17 protein-coding genes are annotated in these 19,629 nt (G+C 68.0%); 5 read left to right on the top strand and 12 right to left on the bottom strand.

The genetic code is table 11. The features are described from left to right. The first annotated feature begins 147 nt into the window (after positions 1–147). Positions 148–1,044, top strand: coding sequence for an aminoglycoside phosphotransferase family protein (locus QSK05_RS32305; protein ID WP_285601192.1), 897 nt, complete (start codon positions 148–150; stop codon positions 1,042–1,044). 255 nt (positions 1,045–1,299) lie between these two features. After that, entirely contained in the window at positions 1,300–1,536 is a 237-nt protein-coding gene (locus QSK05_RS32300; RefSeq protein ID WP_285601191.1) for a hypothetical protein, read from the top strand. Positions 1,537–1,579: 43 nt separating this feature from the next. Here QSK05_RS32300 and QSK05_RS32295 read toward each other — a convergent pair whose 3' ends face one another. Together QSK05_RS32295 and QSK05_RS32290 are read right to left on the bottom strand one after the other, a co-directional pair. Then, the gene (locus QSK05_RS32295; RefSeq protein WP_285601190.1) at positions 1,580–2,209 is read right to left on the bottom strand and encodes a DUF305 domain-containing protein; all 630 of its coding nucleotides are present in this window, start codon (positions 2,207–2,209) and stop codon (positions 1,580–1,582) included. A 23-nt stretch (positions 2,210–2,232) separates the two neighbouring features. After that, positions 2,233–3,039 carry a lytic polysaccharide monooxygenase gene (locus QSK05_RS32290; protein ID WP_285601189.1) on the bottom strand — a complete coding sequence of 269 codons (807 nt, stop codon included), beginning with the start codon at positions 3,037–3,039 and terminating at the stop codon, positions 2,233–2,235. Between the two features lie 537 nt (positions 3,040–3,576). On the opposite strand from QSK05_RS32290, the gene QSK05_RS32285 reads away from it, so the two are divergent. Together QSK05_RS32285 and QSK05_RS32280 are read left to right on the top strand one after the other, a co-directional pair. Further along, a complete protein-coding gene (locus QSK05_RS32285) occupies positions 3,577–5,469 on the top strand; it encodes a rhamnogalacturonan lyase (RefSeq protein WP_502879848.1) in 1,893 nt (630 codons plus the stop codon). A 20-nt stretch (positions 5,470–5,489) separates the two neighbouring features. Further along, positions 5,490–7,493, top strand: a complete 2,004-nt coding sequence (locus QSK05_RS32280) for a sigma-70 family RNA polymerase sigma factor (RefSeq protein WP_285601187.1) — start codon at positions 5,490–5,492, stop codon at positions 7,491–7,493. Here the strand turns inward: QSK05_RS32280 and QSK05_RS32275 are convergent. From QSK05_RS32275 to QSK05_RS32250, 6 genes are read right to left on the bottom strand one after another with little or no spacing between them, the layout of a single operon-like run. Then, a complete protein-coding gene (locus QSK05_RS32275) occupies positions 7,480–8,715 on the bottom strand; it encodes a cytochrome P450 family protein (RefSeq protein ID WP_285601186.1) in 1,236 nt (411 codons plus the stop codon). The genes QSK05_RS32280 and QSK05_RS32275 overlap by 14 nt on opposite strands. 56 nt (positions 8,716–8,771) lie before the next feature. Next, the gene (locus QSK05_RS32270; protein WP_285601185.1) at positions 8,772–10,037 is read right to left on the bottom strand and encodes a cytochrome P450 family protein; all 1,266 of its coding nucleotides are present in this window, start codon (positions 10,035–10,037) and stop codon (positions 8,772–8,774) included. Further along, a complete protein-coding gene (locus QSK05_RS32265; protein WP_285601184.1) occupies positions 10,034–10,642 on the bottom strand; it encodes a GTP-binding protein in 609 nt (202 codons plus the stop codon). Before QSK05_RS32265 ends, QSK05_RS32270 begins: the two co-directional genes overlap by 4 nt. Next, positions 10,620–10,988: a DUF742 domain-containing protein gene (locus QSK05_RS32260; protein WP_285601183.1), complete on the bottom strand. Its 369-nt coding sequence runs from the start codon at positions 10,986–10,988 to the stop codon at positions 10,620–10,622. The genes QSK05_RS32265 and QSK05_RS32260 overlap by 23 nt, the downstream gene beginning before the upstream one ends. After that, a complete protein-coding gene (locus QSK05_RS32255) occupies positions 10,985–11,401 on the bottom strand; it encodes a roadblock/LC7 domain-containing protein (protein WP_231486067.1) in 417 nt (138 codons plus the stop codon). Before QSK05_RS32255 ends, QSK05_RS32260 begins: the two co-directional genes overlap by 4 nt. Further along, on the bottom strand, positions 11,398–12,957 hold the full coding sequence (locus QSK05_RS32250; protein WP_285601182.1) for an ATP-binding protein: 1,560 nt from the start codon (positions 12,955–12,957) through the stop codon (positions 11,398–11,400). The genes QSK05_RS32255 and QSK05_RS32250 overlap by 4 nt, the downstream gene beginning before the upstream one ends. Before the next feature lie 156 nt (positions 12,958–13,113). On the opposite strand from QSK05_RS32250, the gene QSK05_RS32245 reads away from it, so the two are divergent. Next, on the top strand, positions 13,114–13,482 hold the full coding sequence (locus tag QSK05_RS32245) for an RNA-binding S4 domain-containing protein (protein WP_285601181.1): 369 nt from the start codon (positions 13,114–13,116) through the stop codon (positions 13,480–13,482). A 479-nt stretch (positions 13,483–13,961) separates the two neighbouring features. Here the strand turns inward: QSK05_RS32245 and QSK05_RS32240 are convergent, their stop codons facing one another. The 4 genes from QSK05_RS32240 to chvE all read right to left on the bottom strand — a co-directional run bounded on the left by QSK05_RS32240 (position 13,962) and on the right by chvE (position 19,578). Further along, complete coding sequence (locus QSK05_RS32240; protein WP_285601180.1) at positions 13,962–15,038, bottom strand: LacI family DNA-binding transcriptional regulator; 1,077 nt, start codon at positions 15,036–15,038, stop codon at positions 13,962–13,964. Between the two features lie 154 nt (positions 15,039–15,192). Next, positions 15,193–16,455: a multiple monosaccharide ABC transporter permease gene (gene mmsB, locus QSK05_RS32235; protein ID WP_352303420.1), complete on the bottom strand. Its 1,263-nt coding sequence runs from the start codon at positions 16,453–16,455 to the stop codon at positions 15,193–15,195. 375 nt (positions 16,456–16,830) lie between these two features. Continuing rightward, entirely contained in the window at positions 16,831–18,366 is a 1,536-nt protein-coding gene (gene mmsA, locus QSK05_RS32230; protein ID WP_352303387.1) for a multiple monosaccharide ABC transporter ATP-binding protein, read from the bottom strand. Between the two features lie 84 nt (positions 18,367–18,450). Next, positions 18,451–19,578: a multiple monosaccharide ABC transporter substrate-binding protein gene (chvE, locus tag QSK05_RS32225; RefSeq protein ID WP_285601177.1), complete on the bottom strand. Its 1,128-nt coding sequence runs from the start codon at positions 19,576–19,578 to the stop codon at positions 18,451–18,453. Positions 19,579–19,629: the final 51 nt, after the last annotated feature.

Genomic DNA, 19,629 nt, shown 5'->3' with positions numbered 1-19,629 from the left:
CTGCTCCCCGATCACGCCACGACGCTAGTCGATGACCGCGACCCGGACTTCTCGATTCGTGAGCACGAGCAGGAGAAGGGGGCGTCCCCTCCCTCCCTTTGTTACCAGGGGGCGACGAGACGGGCTGGGCCGGGCAGGATCGGGGGGGTGCACAGGGATCAGATCGCGATGGACGCGGCCCAGGTCGCAGGGCTGGTGTCGGCGCAGTTTCCCCGGTGGGCCGGGTTGCCCGTGCGGCGGTTGTGGAGCAAGGGCACCGTGAATGCCGTCTTCCGGATCGGGGACGAGCTGGCGGCGCGGTTTCCGTTGCGGCCCGGTGACCCGCAGGAGACGGCGGACGGGTTCGCCCGTGAGGCCGAGGCGGCCCGGAAGCTGGCCGAGCACACCCGGTTCCGAGTTCCCCAGTCTCTCGCCCTCGGGGAGCCGGGGCTGGGGTATCCCCTGCCGTGGGCGGTACAGACCTGGCTCGACGGCCCCACCGGTAGCGAGGCCGATCCGTCCGGCAGCGCCGGATTCGCCGAAGACCTGGTCGAACTCGTCCGGGACCTGCGCGGCATCGGCACCGGTGGTCGCGCCTTCACCGGATCCGGGCGCGGTGGGAATCTTCCCGACCATGACGACTGGATGGAGAAATGTTTCGCGGAGAGCGGCGACATTCTCGATGTGCCTTCCTGGCGGCGTCGCTGGGAACACTGGCGGGAATTGCCGAGAACCGCTCCCGACACGATGAATCACGGCGACCTGATTCCCGGGAATGTTCTGGTCTCGCCGGAAGGCCGGCTCACCGGGGTCATCGACGTCGGTGGCTTCGGACCGGCCGATCCCGCACTTGACCTGATCTCCGCCTGGAGTCTGCTGGATGCGCAGACCCGGCCGATCCTGCGCGAAGGCCTGGACTGCGACGACCTGACCTGGGAACGCGGCCGGGCCTGGGCCTTCGAGCAGGCCATGGGCCTGGGCTGGTACTACGCGACGACCAACCCGGGGATGAGCCGGCTGGGCCTGCGCATGCTGGACCGGCTCGCCGAAACGTCTGACCTTTAGAGGTTCTCAATCGGAAGGCCATACCCCTCAAGATCACGGCACGTCACCAAATCAGGAAATCGGGGCCTGGCCATTACCCAGGGTTCCGATAAACCGACACCTGGAGCAGAATTCGGTTCGATGTCCGGCCGGAAAATCTGGGCCGATCCGCCGGAACGACTCAGGCCGCGTGGTAGCTTTCAGCGCCCATCCGCCGGACCGGTGTTTTTCGGTGCGGCCATTCTTCTTTCACCGCCGAAAGGACACGTGCGCCCGATGACCGCCCGCCGGGGTCTCCTCGCCTCCATCGTCACTGTGGCCGTGATCGCAGGCGGCCTCGTGGTCTGGCAGCAGGTCCGTTCGACGTGCCCGGACGCGTACAGCGCCGCCGTTACCTATCTGCCCGACGACGAAGTGGCGTTCAACGGCCGCGTCTGGCGCGCGACCCGCAGCACCATCAGCGAGAACCCGAGCAGTCGGGGTACGACCTGGGCCGACGCCGGCACCTGCTGAGCAGCCGCCGATCCGGGTCTGTCCGGTTCGGCGGCCGGTCACGTCACAGCAGGTTGAGCATGTGCTGCACCTGGGCCGACCGGGACTCGTGGATCCGCCCGGCCAGTTCGAGCACCCCACCGTTCTTTCCGTGGTCCGTCGCGTACTGGGCGATCTCGGCCCCGTTGCTCTGCTGGGCGAGCAGCAGGTTCAGGAACGTGGTCTGGAACCGGCTGCCCGAGGCTGACTTCAGGGCCTTGATATCGGCCTTGGTCAGCGTGCTGACGCCACCGTGCTCGGCGTGCATATCGGCGTCGGCCTCGGCCGGCTCGCCCCAGGCCTTGAGCCAGCCCGTCATCTCCGCCCGCTCATCGTTCTCCGTGCTGCTGATGGCCCCGATCAGCGCCGTGACCTCCTTCGACAGGGTGCCCCCGTCGGCCAGGGCCGCCAGCTTCGCCGTCTCCACCTCCCGCGCGATCATCATCTGCAGGAACATGACGTCGGCGGCGTTGTGCCCGGTCTCCCCTCCGTCACCGGGCTCCCCCTCGGTGGCCGACGCGGTGGCGTGCGACGAGTGCCCACCCGACGAGATCGACGCCGTGCCCTCGTCCGTGCTGCCGGTACTGATCGTGAGGCCGCCCGGCACGCTGCATCCCCCGAGCAGCAGCGCGGCCCCGGCCACCAGCGTGGCCATCGTCAAACTCCGCCCGAGAAGCCTCACTTCGGCAGCCACAGCGCGAGCACCGCGGAGGGCTCCCAGCCCGGCAGCGTGGTGTGCGACTGACGGCACTCGTAGGTCACACCCTCGTAGGTCACCGTGTCGCCGCGGTCGTACCAGGTCCAGTCCTTCCACTCCGCCCCGTCGGCCGGGGCCCCGGTCTCAGCGGGCTCGGTCGTAGCGGTGGCGGTGGGGGCCGAGGAAGCCGTCGGGGCCGGCGCCTGCGTCCCGCCGCCGGAGGGCGCGGTGGTGGTCTCGTCCGGCGTCGGGGTGGGCCCGTTCGAACCACCGCCCGAACCGCCGATGTTCACATCGACGCAGTTGTAGAAGGCGTTGACCGTGTCGGCGATGTTCCAGACCGCGAGAACCGTGTGCTCGCCGGAGTAGTCACTGAGGTCGACATCGTGCGAGACCGTCGCGTTGGGCTTGGCCCCCTGGTCGTCGAACGAGGCCACCTGCTGCCCGTCGACGTAGTACACCCAGGTGCTGGTCGAGTGCCGCGCGGTGAGGGTCCAGTTGAAGGTGACGTCGCCACCCACGTCGGTGGCCGGCCAGTCGCGCGACTCATCGTCCAGCACAGTGAAGTTCGCGTTACCCCCGCTGCACTTCTTCGACCCCTTGGGGGCCTCCACACTCTGTGGTTCGTACTGGATCGGGCCGCAGCCGGTGACGGCACCACTGGCGCACAGCGCCTGCCGGCTGGGTGGCGACGAGATGTAGCCGTGGGCACTGGCCGGACCGGCGAGAGCCACGCCGGCCAGGGCCGTGACCGTCGTCGCCAACGGCAGGACAATCTTTGGGCGCATGGTGGAGCACTCCTGTCAGGGATGGAGTGACCGGCGGATCGGGCCGGACAGACACCATCGTTCTCAGTCCGGGTCACCGATCTCAAGCCGACAACGATCATTTAAAGGGGCCTTGACCAGGCAATGAGCCTGGCGTACCCCTGGTAACACTTCGTGGTCGAAATTCTGCAACAACCGGTACTTTGCCCGGCACGCGACGTGACGGTGCGCAGATCAGAGACCGATTCGGGTCCGCGGCTCCGGACCGGGCCGGGGCAATCGGCCTGGCTAGGGCGCGAGCGGTCGAAAGGTTGCCCGCACCGCTGTGAAATCTTCCCCGCAATTTACGTTATGCACGCACCGGGATCATCGCCACCAACGCATTCTTGACACTCCCCGGACCTGCCCATGACCTGTTCCCGGGCAACCTTTTCGATGGTTGACAGGCCATATCAAGCTGACGAGGATTCACGACGCCACCCCACGGAATCGACCTGTTCTCCCCGGCAGCATCACTGCCCGGGGTAATTCCGTACGTCCGCCCTCGGGTGGCAACCGATGATCGGTGAGAGAAGGAATTCCGTGAGCCAACGTCGTCACCCCAACCGGCGCCGCACCGTCGCGATCGCCGCCGGGATCGCTGTGACCGGCAGCCTCGCAGCGGCCGGTACCAGCTTCGCCGTCGGTCGCTCCCAGAGCACGACCGCCGCGACCTCGTCCTCCGTCTCGGCCGCCGCCACCAAGGTGACCGTCGCCGGGCACCAGCTGGAGACGCTGGGCCGAGGCGCGATCAGTGTCCACTCCAGCACCGGGAACCTGGTGAGCTGGCGGCTCCTGGCCACCGACTCCAAGACCGCGTCGTTCGACGTCTACCGCAACGGCACACTGGTCAAGTCGGGTATCACCGGTTCCACGAACTACCTCGACAAGGGCGCCGCGGCCACCGCCACCTACACGGTGAAAACGGGGTCGACGACGGCGACGGTGCGCAACCTGTCGGACGGGTCGCTGCGTGTTCCGCTGAAGAAGCCCGCCGGCGGTACCGCCAAGGACGGCGTCGCGTACACCTACACCGCCAACGATGCCTCGGTGGCCGACCTCGACGGTGACGGCGAGTTCGAGATCGTGCTCAAGTGGGAACCGACCAACTCCAAGGACAACTCCCAGTCCGGCTACACGGGCAATGTCTACGTGGATGCCTACGAGCTCGACGGCACCCAGCTCTGGCGGATCGACCTGGGCAAGAACATCCGGGCCGGCGCGCACTACACGCAGTTCCAGGCCTACGACTACGACGGTGACGGCAAGGCCGAGGTCGCGATGAAGACGGCCGACGGCACCAAGGACGGCAAGGGCACGGTGATCGGCAGCTCGAGCGCCGACTACCGCAACAGCAGCGGCTACGTCCTCACCGGGCCCGAGTACCTGACCATGTTCAACGGCCAGACCGGCGCCGCCGCCTCGACCGTCAACTACATGCCCGCCCGCGGCACGGTCTCCAGCTGGGGCGACAGCTACGGCAACCGCGTCGACCGCTTCCTGGCCGGCACCGCCTACCTCAGCGGCAGCACGCCCAGCCTGATCGAGGCGCGCGGCTACTACACCCGCTCGGTCGTCACGGCCTGGGACTACAAGGGCGGAAAGCTCACCCAGCGCTGGCAGTTCGACTCCAGCAAGCAGACCACACCGGCCAACTGGGCCGGCCAGGGCAACCACCAGCTCTCCGTGGCCGACGTGGACAGCGACGGTAAAGACGAGATCATCTACGGCTCGATGGCTCTCGACGACACCGGCAAGGGCCTGTGGACGACGAAGCTGGGTCACGGCGACACCCTGCACGTGGGTGACCTGATCCCGACCCGCGCCGGCCTCGAGGTGTTCAAGGTCCGCGAGGAGAAGAACAGCGGCCCGGCCGACTTCATCGCCGACGCGGCCACCGGCGCGATCATCAGCAAGGCGGCCAGCTGCGGCTGCGACACCGGTCGCGGCGTCGCGGAAGACATCTACGCGGGCAGCGCGGGTGCCGAGCAGTGGTCGTCCAGCGTCGACGGCGTGCGCAACACCAGCGGCACCAAGATCGGCTCCAAGCCCAGTTCCACCAACTTCCTGGTGTGGTGGGACGGCGATCTCTCCCGCGAGCTGCTCGACAGCAACAAGATCAGCAAGTGGACGCCGACGGGCGAGACCCGTCTGCTGACCGCCTCGGGCGTTCACTCCAACAACAGCACCAAGGCCACGCCCTCGCTCTCGGGCGACATCCTCGGTGACTGGCGTGAAGAAGTGATCCTGCCGGAGTCGGACGACACCGCGCTGCGCATCTTCAGCACGCCGATCGAGACCTCCACCCGCCTGGTCACTCTCACCCAGGACTCGATGTACCGGGTGGCACTGGCCTGGCAGAACACCGCCTACAACCAGCCGCCGCACCTGAGCTACGCCCTCCAGAAGTAAGCCTCACAAGGGAAACAACCATGCAAGAGGACGAACCGGGTCTGGTGCGCGACGCCCAGGCCGGTGATCACGACGCCCTTCGGGAGCTCCTGGCCCGGTACGTTCCTCTGGTCTACAACCTCGTCGGCCGGTCGGTGAGCCGGCCGGCCGACGTGGACGACGTGACGCAGGAAGTGCTGCTGCGCGTCGTGCGGGACCTGTCCGGTCTGGAGAGCCCCGCCAGCTTCCGGTCGTGGCTCGTGACCATCACCGTGCACCAGATCGGTGATCACTTCCGTCGTCCCGTCACCGAGGTGCCCGCTCCGGTGAGCGACGACTGGCTTGCGGACGTCGGTGGGCGCGGCGAGATCTCGCTGGAGTTCGAGGATCTCGCCGTGCTCTGGCTGGATCTCAAGGGTCAGCACCGTGACCTGGTGCGGGCCGGTCAGTGGCTCGACGAGGAACACCGCGCCCTGCTCGCCCTCTGGTGGGAGGAATGCGCCGGGCGGATCACCCGCACCGAGATCGCCGCCGCGCTGGACCTGGGAGAGGCCCACACCGCGGTGCGCCTGCAACGCATGCGGGAACAGCTGGAGCAGTGCCGGGTCGCGGTGGTGGCATTGGAACGCCGGCCGCTCTGCGACGGCCTGGCCGCGGTCGTGACCGACTGGGACGGCGACCCGAACACGCTGTGGCGCAAGCGCATCACCAAGCATGTGCGCACCTGCGTGGTGTGCCTGCGGGAGGCCGAGCACCAGGTCCCGACCTCCCGGCTGATCGCCGGGCTGCAACTGCTGCCGCTGCCCGCCGCGCTCATCGCCGCGCTGGTGGAGAAGGGCCTGCTGACGGCGGAACAGTGGGAGGACGCCGAACTGGTGGCCGCCTCCACCGCCGGGCCCGACGACCCCGACGACCCCCGGCACGACCTGCCCGAGGATCACACCGCCTGGAGCACCGTGCGCTGGGCGGGTCGGGTCGCCACCGTGACCACCGCCGCCACCCTGCTGCTCTTCGTCGGTGGCTTCCTCTACGACGTGAGCCAGACCCCTCCGGTGCGGCAGGAGGTGCCCCGCGACACCTCGGCCGTGAGCGCCGCGCTGTCGACGATCTCCCCCACCCCGGCACCGGTCGCCACCTCGGCCGCCACCTCGGTGGGTCCGACACCCGAACCGACCAGGACGTCCCCTCGTAAGAAAGCCGTGGCCACCGACCGCTGCGCCCGCACGGGCGTCCCCGATGCGGTGTGGGCCGGCTGGACCATGCCGAACTCCGGTGAAGGTCTGCCGAACCAGCACCGCTACACGGTGCGCCAGGACGGCACGGTGGTGGACGAGGTGACCTGTCTGGTCTGGCAGCGCTCGAGCGCAGCGAACTCCTACACCTATGCGGGTGCCCAGAGTTACTGCAAGAACCTGAAGCTCGCAGGCGGCAACTGGAGCGTGCCGACCCGGGTCGAGCTGACCTCGCTGATCGACACCACCCGCTCCGGTCCGGCCATCGACACCAAGGCCTTCCCCGACACCCCCGTGGCCTTCTTCTGGACGTCGTCCCCGTGGGCCACGGAGCACGATCCGGCCTTCGCCTGGATCGTGAACTTCTTCGAGGGACTGACCAGCAACGCGGCCGACCAGTCGGGCAAGTTCGCGGTGCGCTGCGTGCAGTCCCCAGCCGGCTCCGGGGCGGTGAAATACACGATCGCCGACGGTCAGGTCAAAGACCCGATGACCGGCCTGGTCTGGCAGCGCGCCAGCTCGAGCTCGATGGCCGCACCGAAGGCCTCCGCCTACTGCTCGAACCTTGCCCTGGGTGGCAAGAAGTGGCGACTGCCGGGCGTCCAGGAACTCGCCACCCTGGTCGACGAATCGCTCGTCGGGCCGGCGATCAACCGGAAGGCCTTCCCCGACACCCCGGCTCGCGGCTGGTACTGGGCCGCGAACCGGGCTGCCCCGGAGAAGGATTCACACTGGGCACTGAACTACGACGACGGGTACTCGAACTACCGGGACCTGACGTCGGGTGTGGTGCGCTGCGTCAGATCTTCGTGAGCCGTACCGGCAGGGTGGACGAGCTGTTCGAGAACAGCGACGGGATCGGCACCAGGTCGTTCTCGTCCACGGCCAGTTCGATGTCCGGGAACCGCTCGAAAACAGCCGGGATCGCGAGGTTTCCCTCCATCCGGCCGAGGGCCGCGCCCACGCAGACATGCGCGCCCCCGCCGAAGGCCAGGTTCTTGCGCTGTTCCCGGGTGATGTCGAACTCGCCGGCGTCGGCACCGTGCTGCTTCTCGTCGCGGCCGACGGCGCTGTAGGGCGCCATGACGGCCTCGCCCTTCGGGATCGTGACCCCGGCGATCTCGACGTCTTCCAGCGGATAGCGGAACGGGAAGTTGCCGATCGGCGCGTCCCACCGCAGTGTCTCCTCGACCACCCCGGCCCATTCCCGAGGCCCTCCGGCGACCGCGATCTTCCGCTGGTCGGGGTGGGTGCACAGGGCCCGCACGGCGTTGGTGATCAGGGCCACCGTGGTCTCCTGGCCGGCGCCGAGCATGATCAGCAGGGTGCCGACCAGCTCCTCGTCGCTCACGGCCTGCGGGTCTTCGGCCTGCGTCGCGATCAGGGCGCTGGTCAGGTCGGGGCCCGGGTGCTCACGCCGGTACTGCACCTGGTTCGCCAGCAGCTGGTACAGGCCCATCTGGTTGGCCAGCACCTGCTCGGGGGTCAGGTCAGACCGGAAGACGTTGTCCATGAACGCCTTCAGATCAGGCCGGGACTCCTCGGGCAGGCCCATCAGCTCGGAGATGACCAGCACCGGCACCACGTCGGAGTAGTACTTGCGCAGGTCGACCACCCCGTCCTCGTCGACGTGGCCGGGCAGCTCGTCGAGCAGACGGGTGACGATCTCCTCGACGCGCGGGCGCAGCGCCTCGACCCGGCGCGGCGTCAGCGTGCCGGTGACCAGCTTGCGCAGGCGGCGGTGCTCAGACCCGTCGGCGGTGAGCATGTTCGTCACCTTGACCATGCCGATCAGCGGCCAGTCGTCGCCCACGTGACCGGATTGGATGTCGTTCCAGTTCTGCCAGTTCTTGCTGAACCGGGGGTCGTTGATCACCTCGGTGAGCAGCGCGTGATCGGCGATGCTCCAGGCGATCACGTCACCGGGGAGCTTGACCCGCACCACCGGGCCGAGTTCCCGCAACCGGGCCGCCTCGCCCTGGTGGTCACGGCCGACCGGGTCGAGTTCTACAAGGGGGATCGTACTTTCGGACAAAGTGGCCTCCTGGCAAGGTGATTTTGTCTGAGCCCCGGTCTCTTCCGTGAGCCGGGTCAGCTACGGGCCAGTGGTGCGTTCAGGGCCACCGTGGAGAACTCGACCGGCAGGGCCGTGGGAACCCGGGTCCAGGGTGAGGGGAACCAGGTGAGTTCTTCCGCGGGGATACTCAACCGCATGTCGGGTAGCAGATTCAGCACGGTGCCGACCGCCGTGCGCACGATCACCCGGGCCGGCACCCGGGCCGGGCAGGAGTGCGGACCGGCGGCGAAGGCCAGGTGGGCGCGGTTGCCCGGCTCGGCCACCGGGCCGTGGCCGGTCTGCATCATCGGGTCGTCGACGACAGCACCCAGCCCGAGCACCACCACGTCGCCCTCGAGGATCTTCTGACCGCCGAGTTCGGTGTCCTGCAGGGCATAACGAGCGGGCATGACGTTCATCGGGGGTTCCCGCCAGAGCGCCTCGTCCAGGGCGTCGTCCACCCCCAGGCTGCCGCCGCGCAACTGGGCCGAGAACCGCGGGTCGGTGAGCAGCAGGCGCAGCGTGTGCGCGATCCACGAGGTCATCGTCTCGTTGCCGGCCCCGATCAGCGGGACCAGCGACTGCACGCGCTCCTCGAGACTCGTCATCGACTCGTGCCGCACGATCACGCTGGTGACGTCGTGGCGGGCCGGGCCGTCCTGGCGGCTCTGCACCAGGTCGACGAGGATCTGGTCGAACGCACGGTCACCGAGTTGCGAGTCGGTCTGGCTGCCGAACAACGCGATCAGGGCGCGGCGCAGCTCCTGGCCGCCCTCCCGGTCGAGCCCGAACAGGCTGGCCAGGGCCAGGGTGGGGATCACCTGGGCGTACTCGGAGATCAGGTCGGCCGCACCGCGTTCGGAGAACCCGGCGATCAGGTCGGCGCACATCTCCTCGACCTCGCGGCGGATCGCCCGCTGGTCGATGCCCGCGATCGCCTCGTCGACGGGTCGGCGCAGCCGGCGGTGTTCCTCGCCGTCGGCCTGGAAGAGGTTGGGCCGCCAGCCCATCATCGGCAGCAGACCCGAGTCCGGAGCCACCACACCGTCGTTCAGGTCACGCCAGTGACGGGCGTCGTGGCTGAACAGGCGTTCGTCGCGGGTGACCGTGAGCAGCTCGCGGTAGCCCATCACCAGCCAGGCTGCCACGCCCGGCTCCAGCTCGACCTTCACCACCGGGCCGTGCTCGTCGCGCAGGCGGCGGAAGACGACGCGGTGGTCAGGCGCACCGGTCGCCTCGATCAGGGGCAGGAGAGGCGGGTGCGCGTGAGCCGGGCAGCCGGGAGGCGGTGAAGTGGTCACGTGGCGTACTCCTGGGCGGAACGCGGGTCGTGGGTGGCGACGTACTCGACCAGGGCGAGCAGGGCGCCGGCCGAGGACTTGCGGTCACGGGCGTCACAGTCGACGACCGGGGTGTCGGGCAGGAGATCGAGCGCCGACGCGACCTCGTCCAGCGTGACGTCAGGGCTGTCGGGGAAGCGGTTGACCGCGACCGCGAACGGCAGGTCGCGCTCCTCCAGCTGCTCCAGGACATCGAAACTCTGTTCCAGACGCCGCACATCGACTATCACCAGCACCCCGATGGCGCCCACGGCGAGGTCGGTCCACAGATCCCAGAACCGCCGCTGGCCGGGCGCCCCGAACAGGTAGAGCACCAGTTCAGAGTTGATGGTGATGCGGCCGAAGTCCATGGCGACGGTGGTGGTGCGCTTGTCGCTGTTCACGGCGAGATGGTCCACCCCGACGCTGGCCTCGGTCATCACCTCCTCGGTGCGCAGCGGGGTGATCTCACTGACGGAACCGACGAGGGTCGTCTTGCCGACGGCGAACGCGCCGACGACGAGGATCTTCGCGGAGCGGATGACGGTGTCGGGCAGATACCGGTCAGCGGATCCCGCGGAGTCCATGCAGCACCTCCTGCAGGAGCTGGGAGTCGGGAGCGGCCTGCTTCGGGGTACCCGAGCGGGCCGAGAGGTATCCGGCGTCGATGAGGTCGGAGGCCAGCACACCGACCACACTCACCGGCAGGTCGAGATGGGCGCAGGCCTCGACCAGGGAGATGAGGCGTGCACACATCTGCACCAGCGCCCGCTCCTCCCGGGAGGCCGTGACCGGCAGCTCCCGGGTGGGATCGGGTGCGATGAGCAGAGTCTCCACACCGACCGTGTTACGGGTGGCGCGGGCCCGGCCCCGGGTGATGACGTAGGGACGCAGGGCCCGCGCCGAGAAGTCTGGTTCCCCAGACCTCGTCACTGGACGGGTTCCTGGCGGGCCGGACTGCTGAGGTTCGCGGCGCCGATCTTCAGTACCTGGGCCTGCATCGCGCGGGCCACCTGGCGGGGGTCGACCACCGGGTCGGCGACGACGGCCAGATGGGCACCGTCGGCGCTGCGCAGGAACAGGAAACCACCGTCGAACTCGATCATCTGGTGGCGTACGAGGCCGTCACCGGTGCCGAACTCGTGGCCGAGGGCACGCCCCAGCGACTGCAGCCCGGAACAGGTCGCAGCCAGTCGCTCGGCCCGGTCGCGCGCGAGGCCCGGTGAGCCGGCCAGGAGCAGGCCGTCCACACTGAAGACCACGACGTCTCGCACGCCCGGGACGATGCTCACCTCGGCGATCATCCAGCCGCGGTCCTGCTGTCCGTAGTTCTGCGAGTCGCTCATCCCTGGGCGGCGTCCTTCCCGGCGGTCGAGGGTTTCACGTTCCCCTCGAGATCGAAGTCATGCGTGGTCGGGGTGCTCGTGGGTTCTGGCGACGGGTTCTCCGTCGGGTCAGCACCGGCCGGAGCGACGGGGGTCACCGGGATCGGCTGGGACCCCTCGAAGAACCGCTCCATCCAGTCGCCTGCCTCTTCGGGGGCGACCTCAGGGGCGGACGGGACCACGGGCCGGGGTCGGCCGGCCGCAGTTTCTCCTCCGGAACGGCCCGCGTCTTTCCGTCGGGCCGAACGTCGTTGCGGCAGGCGCACTTCCGATCCGTCGCCGGATCCGAACAGGTCTTCGGCCGACGCGAGGCCGACCGCTGGGGCAACGCGGGTGTCGATGAGTTTCGGGGTGGCAGGCGCCTCGGGCGGCGCCGGCTCGGGTTCCGCCGCGGGTTTCGGGTCACGGACGGACGCGGGGGCCGGCAGTTCGACCGTCTCCACCAGGGCTGCGGGAACCAGCACCACGGCCCGCACGCCACCGTAGGGCGAGATGCCCAGGTCTACGGTGAACCCGTGACGGCGGGCGAAACGACCGACGACGGCGAAGCCGGTCTGCGGGATCTCGCCGACGTCGCCGACGCCCAGCAGACGACGGCCCGAGACGATCTCCCGGGCCTGCGCCAGGCGGTACTCGTCCAGGCCGAAACCGCTGTCGTCGATCTCGATCACGGCGCCGCGCTGCACACCGCGCACCGATACGGCGACCGGGGCGGACGGGGCGGAGTACTCGGTGGCGTTGGCCAGCAGCTCGGCCACCAGGTGGATGAGCGGCTCGACGACCGACGGGACGACGGCCGCGGTCTGGTCTCCGGTCACCTGGACCCGGCCGAAGGCGACGATGCGCCCCGAGGCGGCGCGCACCACGTCGACCAGAGCCAGTGCGGCGGGCCACTGCTGGCCCGGCCACTCGTCGCACAGCACCTTCACGCTCTGGGCGTGGCGGGCCTGCTGGGTGGCGGCGTGGTCGACGCGCATCGTGGTCTCGAGCAGGGCCGGGTCACCCGGGTGCTGCTCGGCCAGGCCACTCATGGCCTGCTGGATGCGGTGGGCCGAGGTCTGTACCCGCCCGGCCAGTTCGACCAGGGCCAGGCGCCGCGACTCCTCGCGCTCGACCAGCGCGGAGGTCACCTGCGAGAGCAGGTCGTCGATCGTGGTCGAGGCCTCCGGCAGCAGGTCGGCGGTGTACCGGGCGCCGGGCACGTCACGACCGGCCAGGGCCGCGGGCAGCCGCACCTTCACCAGGTGTTCCAGTTCGTGCTGCATCTGGGCCAGGCGCTGCCGGTCGAAGGCGGCCGTGGCCTCGATCTCGGCGAGACGGGACGGCGAGGGGGCCGACGGGAGGGCGGGGGTGTGGGTGGCATTGTGGGTGCCGGTGTGAGGGCCGAACGTGGGGGCCTGTGCCGGGGGCCAGGAGATCGCGCCGCGGTGGCGGGCCCAGGCCGCGGCTCCCGCGACCAGCGCCCCGACCAGCCACGGGGACGGGGAACGACGAGGAGATCGCGCTGGACTCGTCAATGGACACCCTTCATCGCCGATGGTCGGATCAAGCGTTCAGGTAAATCCCATACGCAAATGGCGGTCTTCGAGCCGACCTATATACGCCGTATCGGACTAATGGGCGGAAAACCTAGCACAGGTGTCTTGGAGACCGACCACCCGTAGGCTGGGCACGTGGATACGGCAGAGGTACGACTGGACGTCTGGGTCTCGTCCGTACGGCTGTTCAAGACCCGGTCGGCGGCCTCGACCGCCTGCCGCGGCGGGCACGTGTCGGTCAACGGCCATAAGGCGAAACCGTCGACGGTGGTGCGCGTGGGCGACAAGGTGGAGGCGGTCACGCCCGGCGGTGAGCGCATCGCGATCGTGCGCAAGCTGATCCAGAAGCGGGTGGGCGCGGCCGTGGCCGTGACCTGTTTCGAAGACCTGACGCCTGCTCCCCCGCCGAAGGAGGAGATCGTGCACGTGGCCGTGCGCGATCGCGGGGCGGGCCGGCCGACCAAGCGCGAACGCCGCCAGCTCGACGCCTTCCGGATCCAGTAGGGCCTCACCTCCCCGGAGCGCGCCCTCGCTCCCACCGGCCGGAGCTCAACCCCCTCACGGGTGACCCGATGAACGAAGATCGGCTTCACCGGGAGGACCCTGCTCATGCAGCTGCGGCCGTTCCGGATCGGCCGCAGCGGTGGCCCTCGACGCCTCGTCCCAGGAGTTGCCGGACGTGGTGCGCCGGTTCCGGGTGTAAACGACCAAAGGGGACAGCCTTGATGTCCGCATACGACGGATTGTCCGGTTGGGCTGGACACGGCTTACTGGAGATGCGCCACCCGCCCCCGGCACCGCCCCAGATCGCGGATGCCGGACGCCCTGCGGGTGGGCCGGGCGCCGAAGGGGCAGCGGCGCACAACACCGGAGCGCGGTCCCTGCTGACGGGGGAGGGACCGCGCTCCTATGTTCTTGCCCAGGACTCGCCGTGTTCCTGCCTGGGCCCCGCTGTCTCGCTGTCTCGCTGTCTCGCTGTCTCGCTACCGGGGGGCCGCGGTGCTCTCGCGGATCACGAGTTCCGGCCCGATGACCGTGCGGCCGGGTTCGCCCACGCCGGTCTCGATCTGTGCCAGCAGTGCCTTGAGGCTGCGCCGGCCGACCTCTTCGAACGGCTGGCGCACGGTGGTGAGGGGCGGGCTGAAGTACCCGGCCTCGGGAATGTCGTCAAAACCGACCACGCTGATGTCACCCGGCAGGTCGCGACCGTTCTCCCGCAGCGCACGCAACACGCCGACGGCCATCGAGTCGTTGGCCACGAACACCGCGGTGACATCTCGCATGCGGCTCAGGATCTGACCGGCGTCATAACCCGTCGCCGCACTCCAGTCACCGTGCAGCAGGGGCGGCACTTCCGCCCCGGCATCCTCGAGCGCCGCGGTCCAGCCGACCACCCGGTCCTGGGCCTCGTAGAAGTGACCAGGACCGGAGACGTGCCACACCGTGCTGTGCCCGAGGCCGAGCAGATGCTCCGTGGCGAGCCGGGCCCCGGCGATCTGGTCCACCGAGATCACCGGCAGCGTGCTTTTCAGCGAACTCTCGACCGCGACCAGGGGAAGGTGGCGGGCCATCGTGGTGAGCGACTCCCCCACCGAGGTGAGAGGTGCCACCACGACGATGCCGTCGACGCCCTGGCGCTCCAGACGGGTGACGGCTCTCTCGACCGAACCACCCTCACCCCAGCCGACGTTCACCACGGTGAGGATGTAGCCTTCTTCACGGGCAGCCGCTTCGACGCCGTAGAGCATCGACATCGGCCCGTAGAGCGCGCCTCCTATAGTGACCAGGCCCAGCACTTTTGACCGGCCGGTCACGAGTGTGCGCGCCGCCGAGTTCGGGCGATAGCCCAGTTGGTCGATGGCCGCCAGAACGACGGCCCGAGTGCGGGAACTGACGCCGTCGCTACCGTTGAGCACTCGCGAGACGGTCTGGTGAGAAACCCCGGCGAGTTTGGCGACGTCATGCATACCGGGCCGCTTGCGTTGCCCCACACTGCCCGGACCGCCGGAGTTCCCTGGATCGCTGCCGGCCGGGGCCGACGCCCGGGACGGAGGAGTCATGAATCTGATCCTAACGTCGTGGGTTTCACGCGCGGGATCGCTCGTGGGGTGGGTATCCCCTCCCGATCCTTGGCCGGATCGGGAGGAGGAACCCCGGCACGGGCGCCCTCACGGCGCCACGTGCCAGGGTGTCAACCCGAGACTGCGGAACTTCCTAGCGTGAGCTCGCACCCGCCCGACGCTTGGTCCAGACGTCGAAGGCAACCGCGGCGAGCAGCACCAGACCCTTGACCAGCATGACCTGCTCGCTACCGGCGCCCAGCAGGGACATTCCGTTGTCGATGACGGCCATGATCAGACCACCGGTGATGGCGCCGATCACCTTGCCGACACCACCCTGCACCGCCGCACCACCGATGAAGGCGGCCGCGATGGCGTCCAGCTCGAAGCTGTTACCGGCGGTCGGACCGGCCAGGTTCAGGCGGCCGGAGAAGATGATGCCCGCCACCGCGGCCAGCACACCCATGTTGACGAACAGCCAGAACGTCACCGACTTGACCTTGACACCGGAAAGCGTTGCGGCGTTGAGGTTGCCACCGATGGCGTAGATGTGACGGCCGAACACGGCGCGGGCGGTGATCAACGAGTAGATGATGACCAGTGCGCCGAGCAGGAGCAGCACCCAGGGCAGGTTCTTGAACCGGGCGAGCTGCACGACGACGAACATCAGCACCAGGGACGGCGCGATGATCTTGAGCAGGAACACGGTCATCGAATCGACGCTCTGACCGAGCTTCTGACGAGCCGTGCGACCCCGCCACTGCGTCCAGACGATCGAGATGACCAGAGCCACACCGACGAGCAGAGTGATCAGGTCGGCGCCACCGAGCGAGCCCAGCGCGACATTCCCCAGCCAGCCCGGGGTGAAGCCGTTGGCCATGTCCCGCACCGTGTCCGGGAACGGGCCGATGCCCTGGTTGCTCAGGATCACCAGGGTGAGTGCACGGAAGACGAGCATGCCGGCCAGGGTGACGATGAAGGCCGGAATGCCGAAGTAGGCCACCCAGTAGCCCTGCCAGGCGCCGATCAGACCACCCATCAGCAGGGTGAGCGGAATCGCGATCGCCCAGTGCACATCATGATTCACCATGAGCACGGCGGAGAAGGCACCGGTCGCGGCGAGCACCGATCCCACCGACAGGTCGATGTGACCCGCGATGATGATCAGGATCATCCCGATCGCGAGGATCAGGATGTAGCTCTTCTGCACGATGATGTTCGACAGGTTCTGCGGCTGCAGCAGGTCGCCACCGGTCAGAACCGCGAAGAGCACCACGATGAGCGCGAACGCGATGTAGATGCCGTTCTGGCGCAGGCTGCTCGCGTTGAACGAGAACCGGCTGCGCGCGGCGGCCGGGGCCTTCGGGGCGGGGGCCGGGGCCTTGGGCGCCGGGGCGGCAGACGTGGAAGCCGCCACCAGGGCGGGCTCCTCGACCTTCGCGGGCTCCTCGACCTTGACCGCGTCCTCAGTCTTGACCGCGTCCTCAGTCTTGACCGCGTCCTCAGTCTTGACCGCGTCCTCAGTCTTGACCGCGTCCTCGGCCTTGACCGCGTCCTCGGCCTTGACCGCGTCCTCAGTCTTGACCGCGTCCTCAGTCTTGACCGCGTCCTCAGTCTTGACCGGCTCCTCGGCCTTCGCCGGCTCGTCCACCGTGACGGCGTCCCCGGTCTTCGGGGTGACCTTCGTCGTGACCTCGTCCGTGGGCTCCGTGACCGGTGTTCCCTCGGAGGTGACCTCGTCGGGCTTCTCGGTGTCGGGCTTGGAGGAGGAATCAGTGCTGGCCATCGTGGCTCACTCCTGCCCTCTGGTCATGTACTGCATGAGCAGCTCCTGGTTGGCTTTTTCACGGGGCACCTCACCGGTGATCCGCCCCTCGGAGAGGGTGTAGATCCGGTCGCAGATACCCAGCAGCTCAGGCAGTTCGGAGGAGATCACCAGGATCGCCTTTCCCTCCGCCGCGAGCTGGTTGATGATCTGGTAGATCTCGTACTTGGCGCCGACGTCGATACCGCGCGTCGGCTCGTCGAGGATCAGAACGTCGGGATTGGTGTAGATCCACTTGGCCAGCACGACCTTCTGCTGGTTACCACCACTGAGCTTGCCGGTGATCGAGGCCACGGTGGGCGCCTTGATCCGCAGGCTCTTGCGGAATCCCTCGGCGACAGCCAGCTCCTGGTTGTCGTCCACCCAGCCGGCCTTGGCCAGCTTGCCCAGGGCCGCGGCCGACACGTTCCGCTGAATGTTGTCGATCAGGTTGAGGCCGTAGCGCTTCCGGTCCTCGGTGGCGTAGGCGAGGCCGTGCTGAATGGCCTGCTGAACGTTCTTCGCCTCGATCGGCTTGCCGAACTTGTAGAGCTGACCGCTGATGTTCGTCCCATAGCTGCGACCGAACACGCTCATGGCGAGCTCGGTGCGACCGGCGCCCATCAGACCGGCCAGGCCGACAACCTCGCCCTTACGCAGGTTCAGGTTGGCATTCCGGATCAGCACCCGACCCCGCTGGACCGGGCTGTGCACGGTCCAGTTCTCGATCCGCAGAACCTCCTCGCCGATCTCGATACTGGGATCGCGATCGGGGTAGCGGTTCTCGAGCGAACGGCCGACCATCAGCGAGATGATCCGGTCTTCGGTGACCTCGTCATGCTTCATGTGCAGGGTGTCGATCGTCTGACCGTCACGGATGATCGTGACCTGGTCGGCAATCGCTTTGATCTCGTTCAGCTTGTGCGAGATGATCACACAGGTGATGCCCTCGTCACGCAGGCCGCGCAGCAGGTCGAGCAGGTGTGCGGAGTCGTCGTCGTTGAGAGCCGCGGTGGGCTCGTCAAGGATGAGCATCCGGACCTTCTTCGACATCGCCTTGGCGATCTCGACGAGCTGCTGCTTACCCACACCGAGCTCAATGATCTTGGTGGTGGGATTCTCGGTCAGGCCGACGCGCTGCAGCAGTTTCGCTGCGCGCGCGTTCGTCTCGTCCCAGTTGATCAGGCCACGCTTGGCCGTCTCGTTGCCCAGGAAGATGTTCTCCGCGATCGACAGCTCAGGCACCAGGGCGAGTTCCTGGTGAATGATGACGATTCCGCGCTCTTCGCTGTCCCGGATACCGGAGAACTCGGAGGTCTTGCCTTCGAAGACGATGTCGCCGTCGTACTCACCGTGCGGGTAGACCCCTGACAGAACCTTCATCAGGGTCGACTTCCCGGCGCCGTTCTCACCGCAGATGGCGTGGATCTCGCCTTCCGCCACCGTGAAAGTGACGTTCTGCAGAGCCTTCACGCCCGGGAAGGTCTTCGTGATGTTACGCATTTCAAGAATATTGCTGGGCATCCGCGCTCCTCAAGGGGGATGCGCCGGTCCGCCCACAGACCGGAAGAGCTGGCCTGTGGGCGAACCGGCAGCTGGGGGTATCAGCTACTTGAGGTCAGACTCTTTGTAGTAGCCAGAGTCCACGAGGGTCTTCTCGTAGTTGTCCTTGTAGACGATGACCGGCTCCAGGAGCTTCGACGGAACGACCTTCTTGCCGTTGTCGTAGTCCTTGGTGTTGTTCACCTCGGGCTCTTCGCCCTTCATGACCTTGTCGGCCATGTCGACCGCAACGTCGGCCAGCTCACGCGTGTCCTTGTAGATGGTCGCGTACTGCTCGCCCTTGATGATCGACTTGACCGACGCCAGCTCGGCGTCCTGGCCGGTGACGACCGGGAAAGCCTCGCCCTTGCCGTAGCCGGCGCTGCTCAGGGCGGAGAGGATGCCGATGCTCATGCCGTCGTACGGGGACAGCACACCGTCAACCTTGGTGTCGCCCTTGTACGCCTTGGTGATGACGTTCTCCATGCGGGCCTGAGCCGTCTCCGGCTTCCACTGGAGGGTGGCAACCGTCTTGAAGTCCGTCTCGCCGCTCTGGACCACGAGGGTCTTGTCGTCGAGGTACGGCTTCAGGGTGTCCATCGCGCCGTTGAAGAAGAACGTGGCGTTGTTGTCGTCGGGCGAACCGGCGAACAGCTCGATGTTGAACGGACCCTTGGCGTCGCCGTCGGAACCGTCCTCCTTCTTCAGGCCGAGGCCCACGAGGAGGGAGGTGGCCTGCTGCACGCCGACCTTGTAGTTGTCGAAGCTGGCGTAGTAGTCGACAGCGTCGGTGTCGCGGATCAGGCGGTCGTAGGAGATGACCTTGACGCCCTGCTCCTTGGCCGACTCCAGCTGCGTGGTGAGCGCGGTGCCGTCGATCGCGGCGACGATGAGAACCCGAGCGCCCTGGGCGATCTGGTTCTCGATCTGCTCGACCTGGGTCGGGATCTTGTCTTCGGCGTACTCGAGGCTGACCTTGTAACCGAGCTTCTCGAGCGCGGCCTTGACGTTGTCACCGTCGTTGATCCAGCGCTCGGACGACCGGGTCGGCATGGTCACGCCGACGAGCGAGCCCGCGACGTCCTCGCCCGCCTTGGGGGCATCTCCACCGGTCTTCTCGGCCGACCCACAAGCGGCCAGGGCCGCCATCAGGGTGAAGCCAGCGACGATCCGGGTAACTCTGCTGCGTTGCATCTGTTCTCTCCGGTGCTCTGAGACGGCCGTCTTCGGCCGCCGGGCAGTTTG

It is taken from the genome of Kineosporia sp. NBRC 101731 (assembly GCF_030269305.1).
Classification (GTDB): Bacteria; Actinomycetota; Actinomycetes; order Actinomycetales; family Kineosporiaceae; genus Kineosporia.
The sequence above is the reverse complement of the archived record's forward strand: the minus strand, read 5'-3'. Positions and strand labels throughout refer to the sequence as shown.

Coding starts and splice junctions, on each gene's coding strand:
- chvE (WP_285601177.1), bottom strand. CDS start 19,578: ATGCAACGCAGCAGAGTTACCCGGATCGTCGCTGGCTTCACCCTGATG.
- QSK05_RS32285 (WP_502879848.1), top strand. CDS start 3,577: ATGATCGGTGAGAGAAGGAATTCCGTGAGCCAACGTCGTCACCCCAAC.
- QSK05_RS32255 (WP_231486067.1), bottom strand. CDS start 11,401: ATGAGCGACTCGCAGAACTACGGACAGCAGGACCGCGGCTGGATGATC.
- QSK05_RS32300 (WP_285601191.1), top strand. CDS start 1,300: ATGACCGCCCGCCGGGGTCTCCTCGCCTCCATCGTCACTGTGGCCGTG.
- QSK05_RS32265 (WP_285601184.1), bottom strand. CDS start 10,642: ATGGACTCCGCGGGATCCGCTGACCGGTATCTGCCCGACACCGTCATC.
- QSK05_RS32240 (WP_285601180.1), bottom strand. CDS start 15,038: ATGACTCCTCCGTCCCGGGCGTCGGCCCCGGCCGGCAGCGATCCAGGG.
- QSK05_RS32280 (WP_285601187.1), top strand. CDS start 5,490: ATGCAAGAGGACGAACCGGGTCTGGTGCGCGACGCCCAGGCCGGTGAT.
- QSK05_RS32295 (WP_285601190.1), bottom strand. CDS start 2,209: ATGGCCACGCTGGTGGCCGGGGCCGCGCTGCTGCTCGGGGGATGCAGC.
- mmsA (WP_352303387.1), bottom strand. CDS start 18,366: ATGCCCAGCAATATTCTTGAAATGCGTAACATCACGAAGACCTTCCCG.
- QSK05_RS32290 (WP_285601189.1), bottom strand. CDS start 3,039: ATGCGCCCAAAGATTGTCCTGCCGTTGGCGACGACGGTCACGGCCCTG.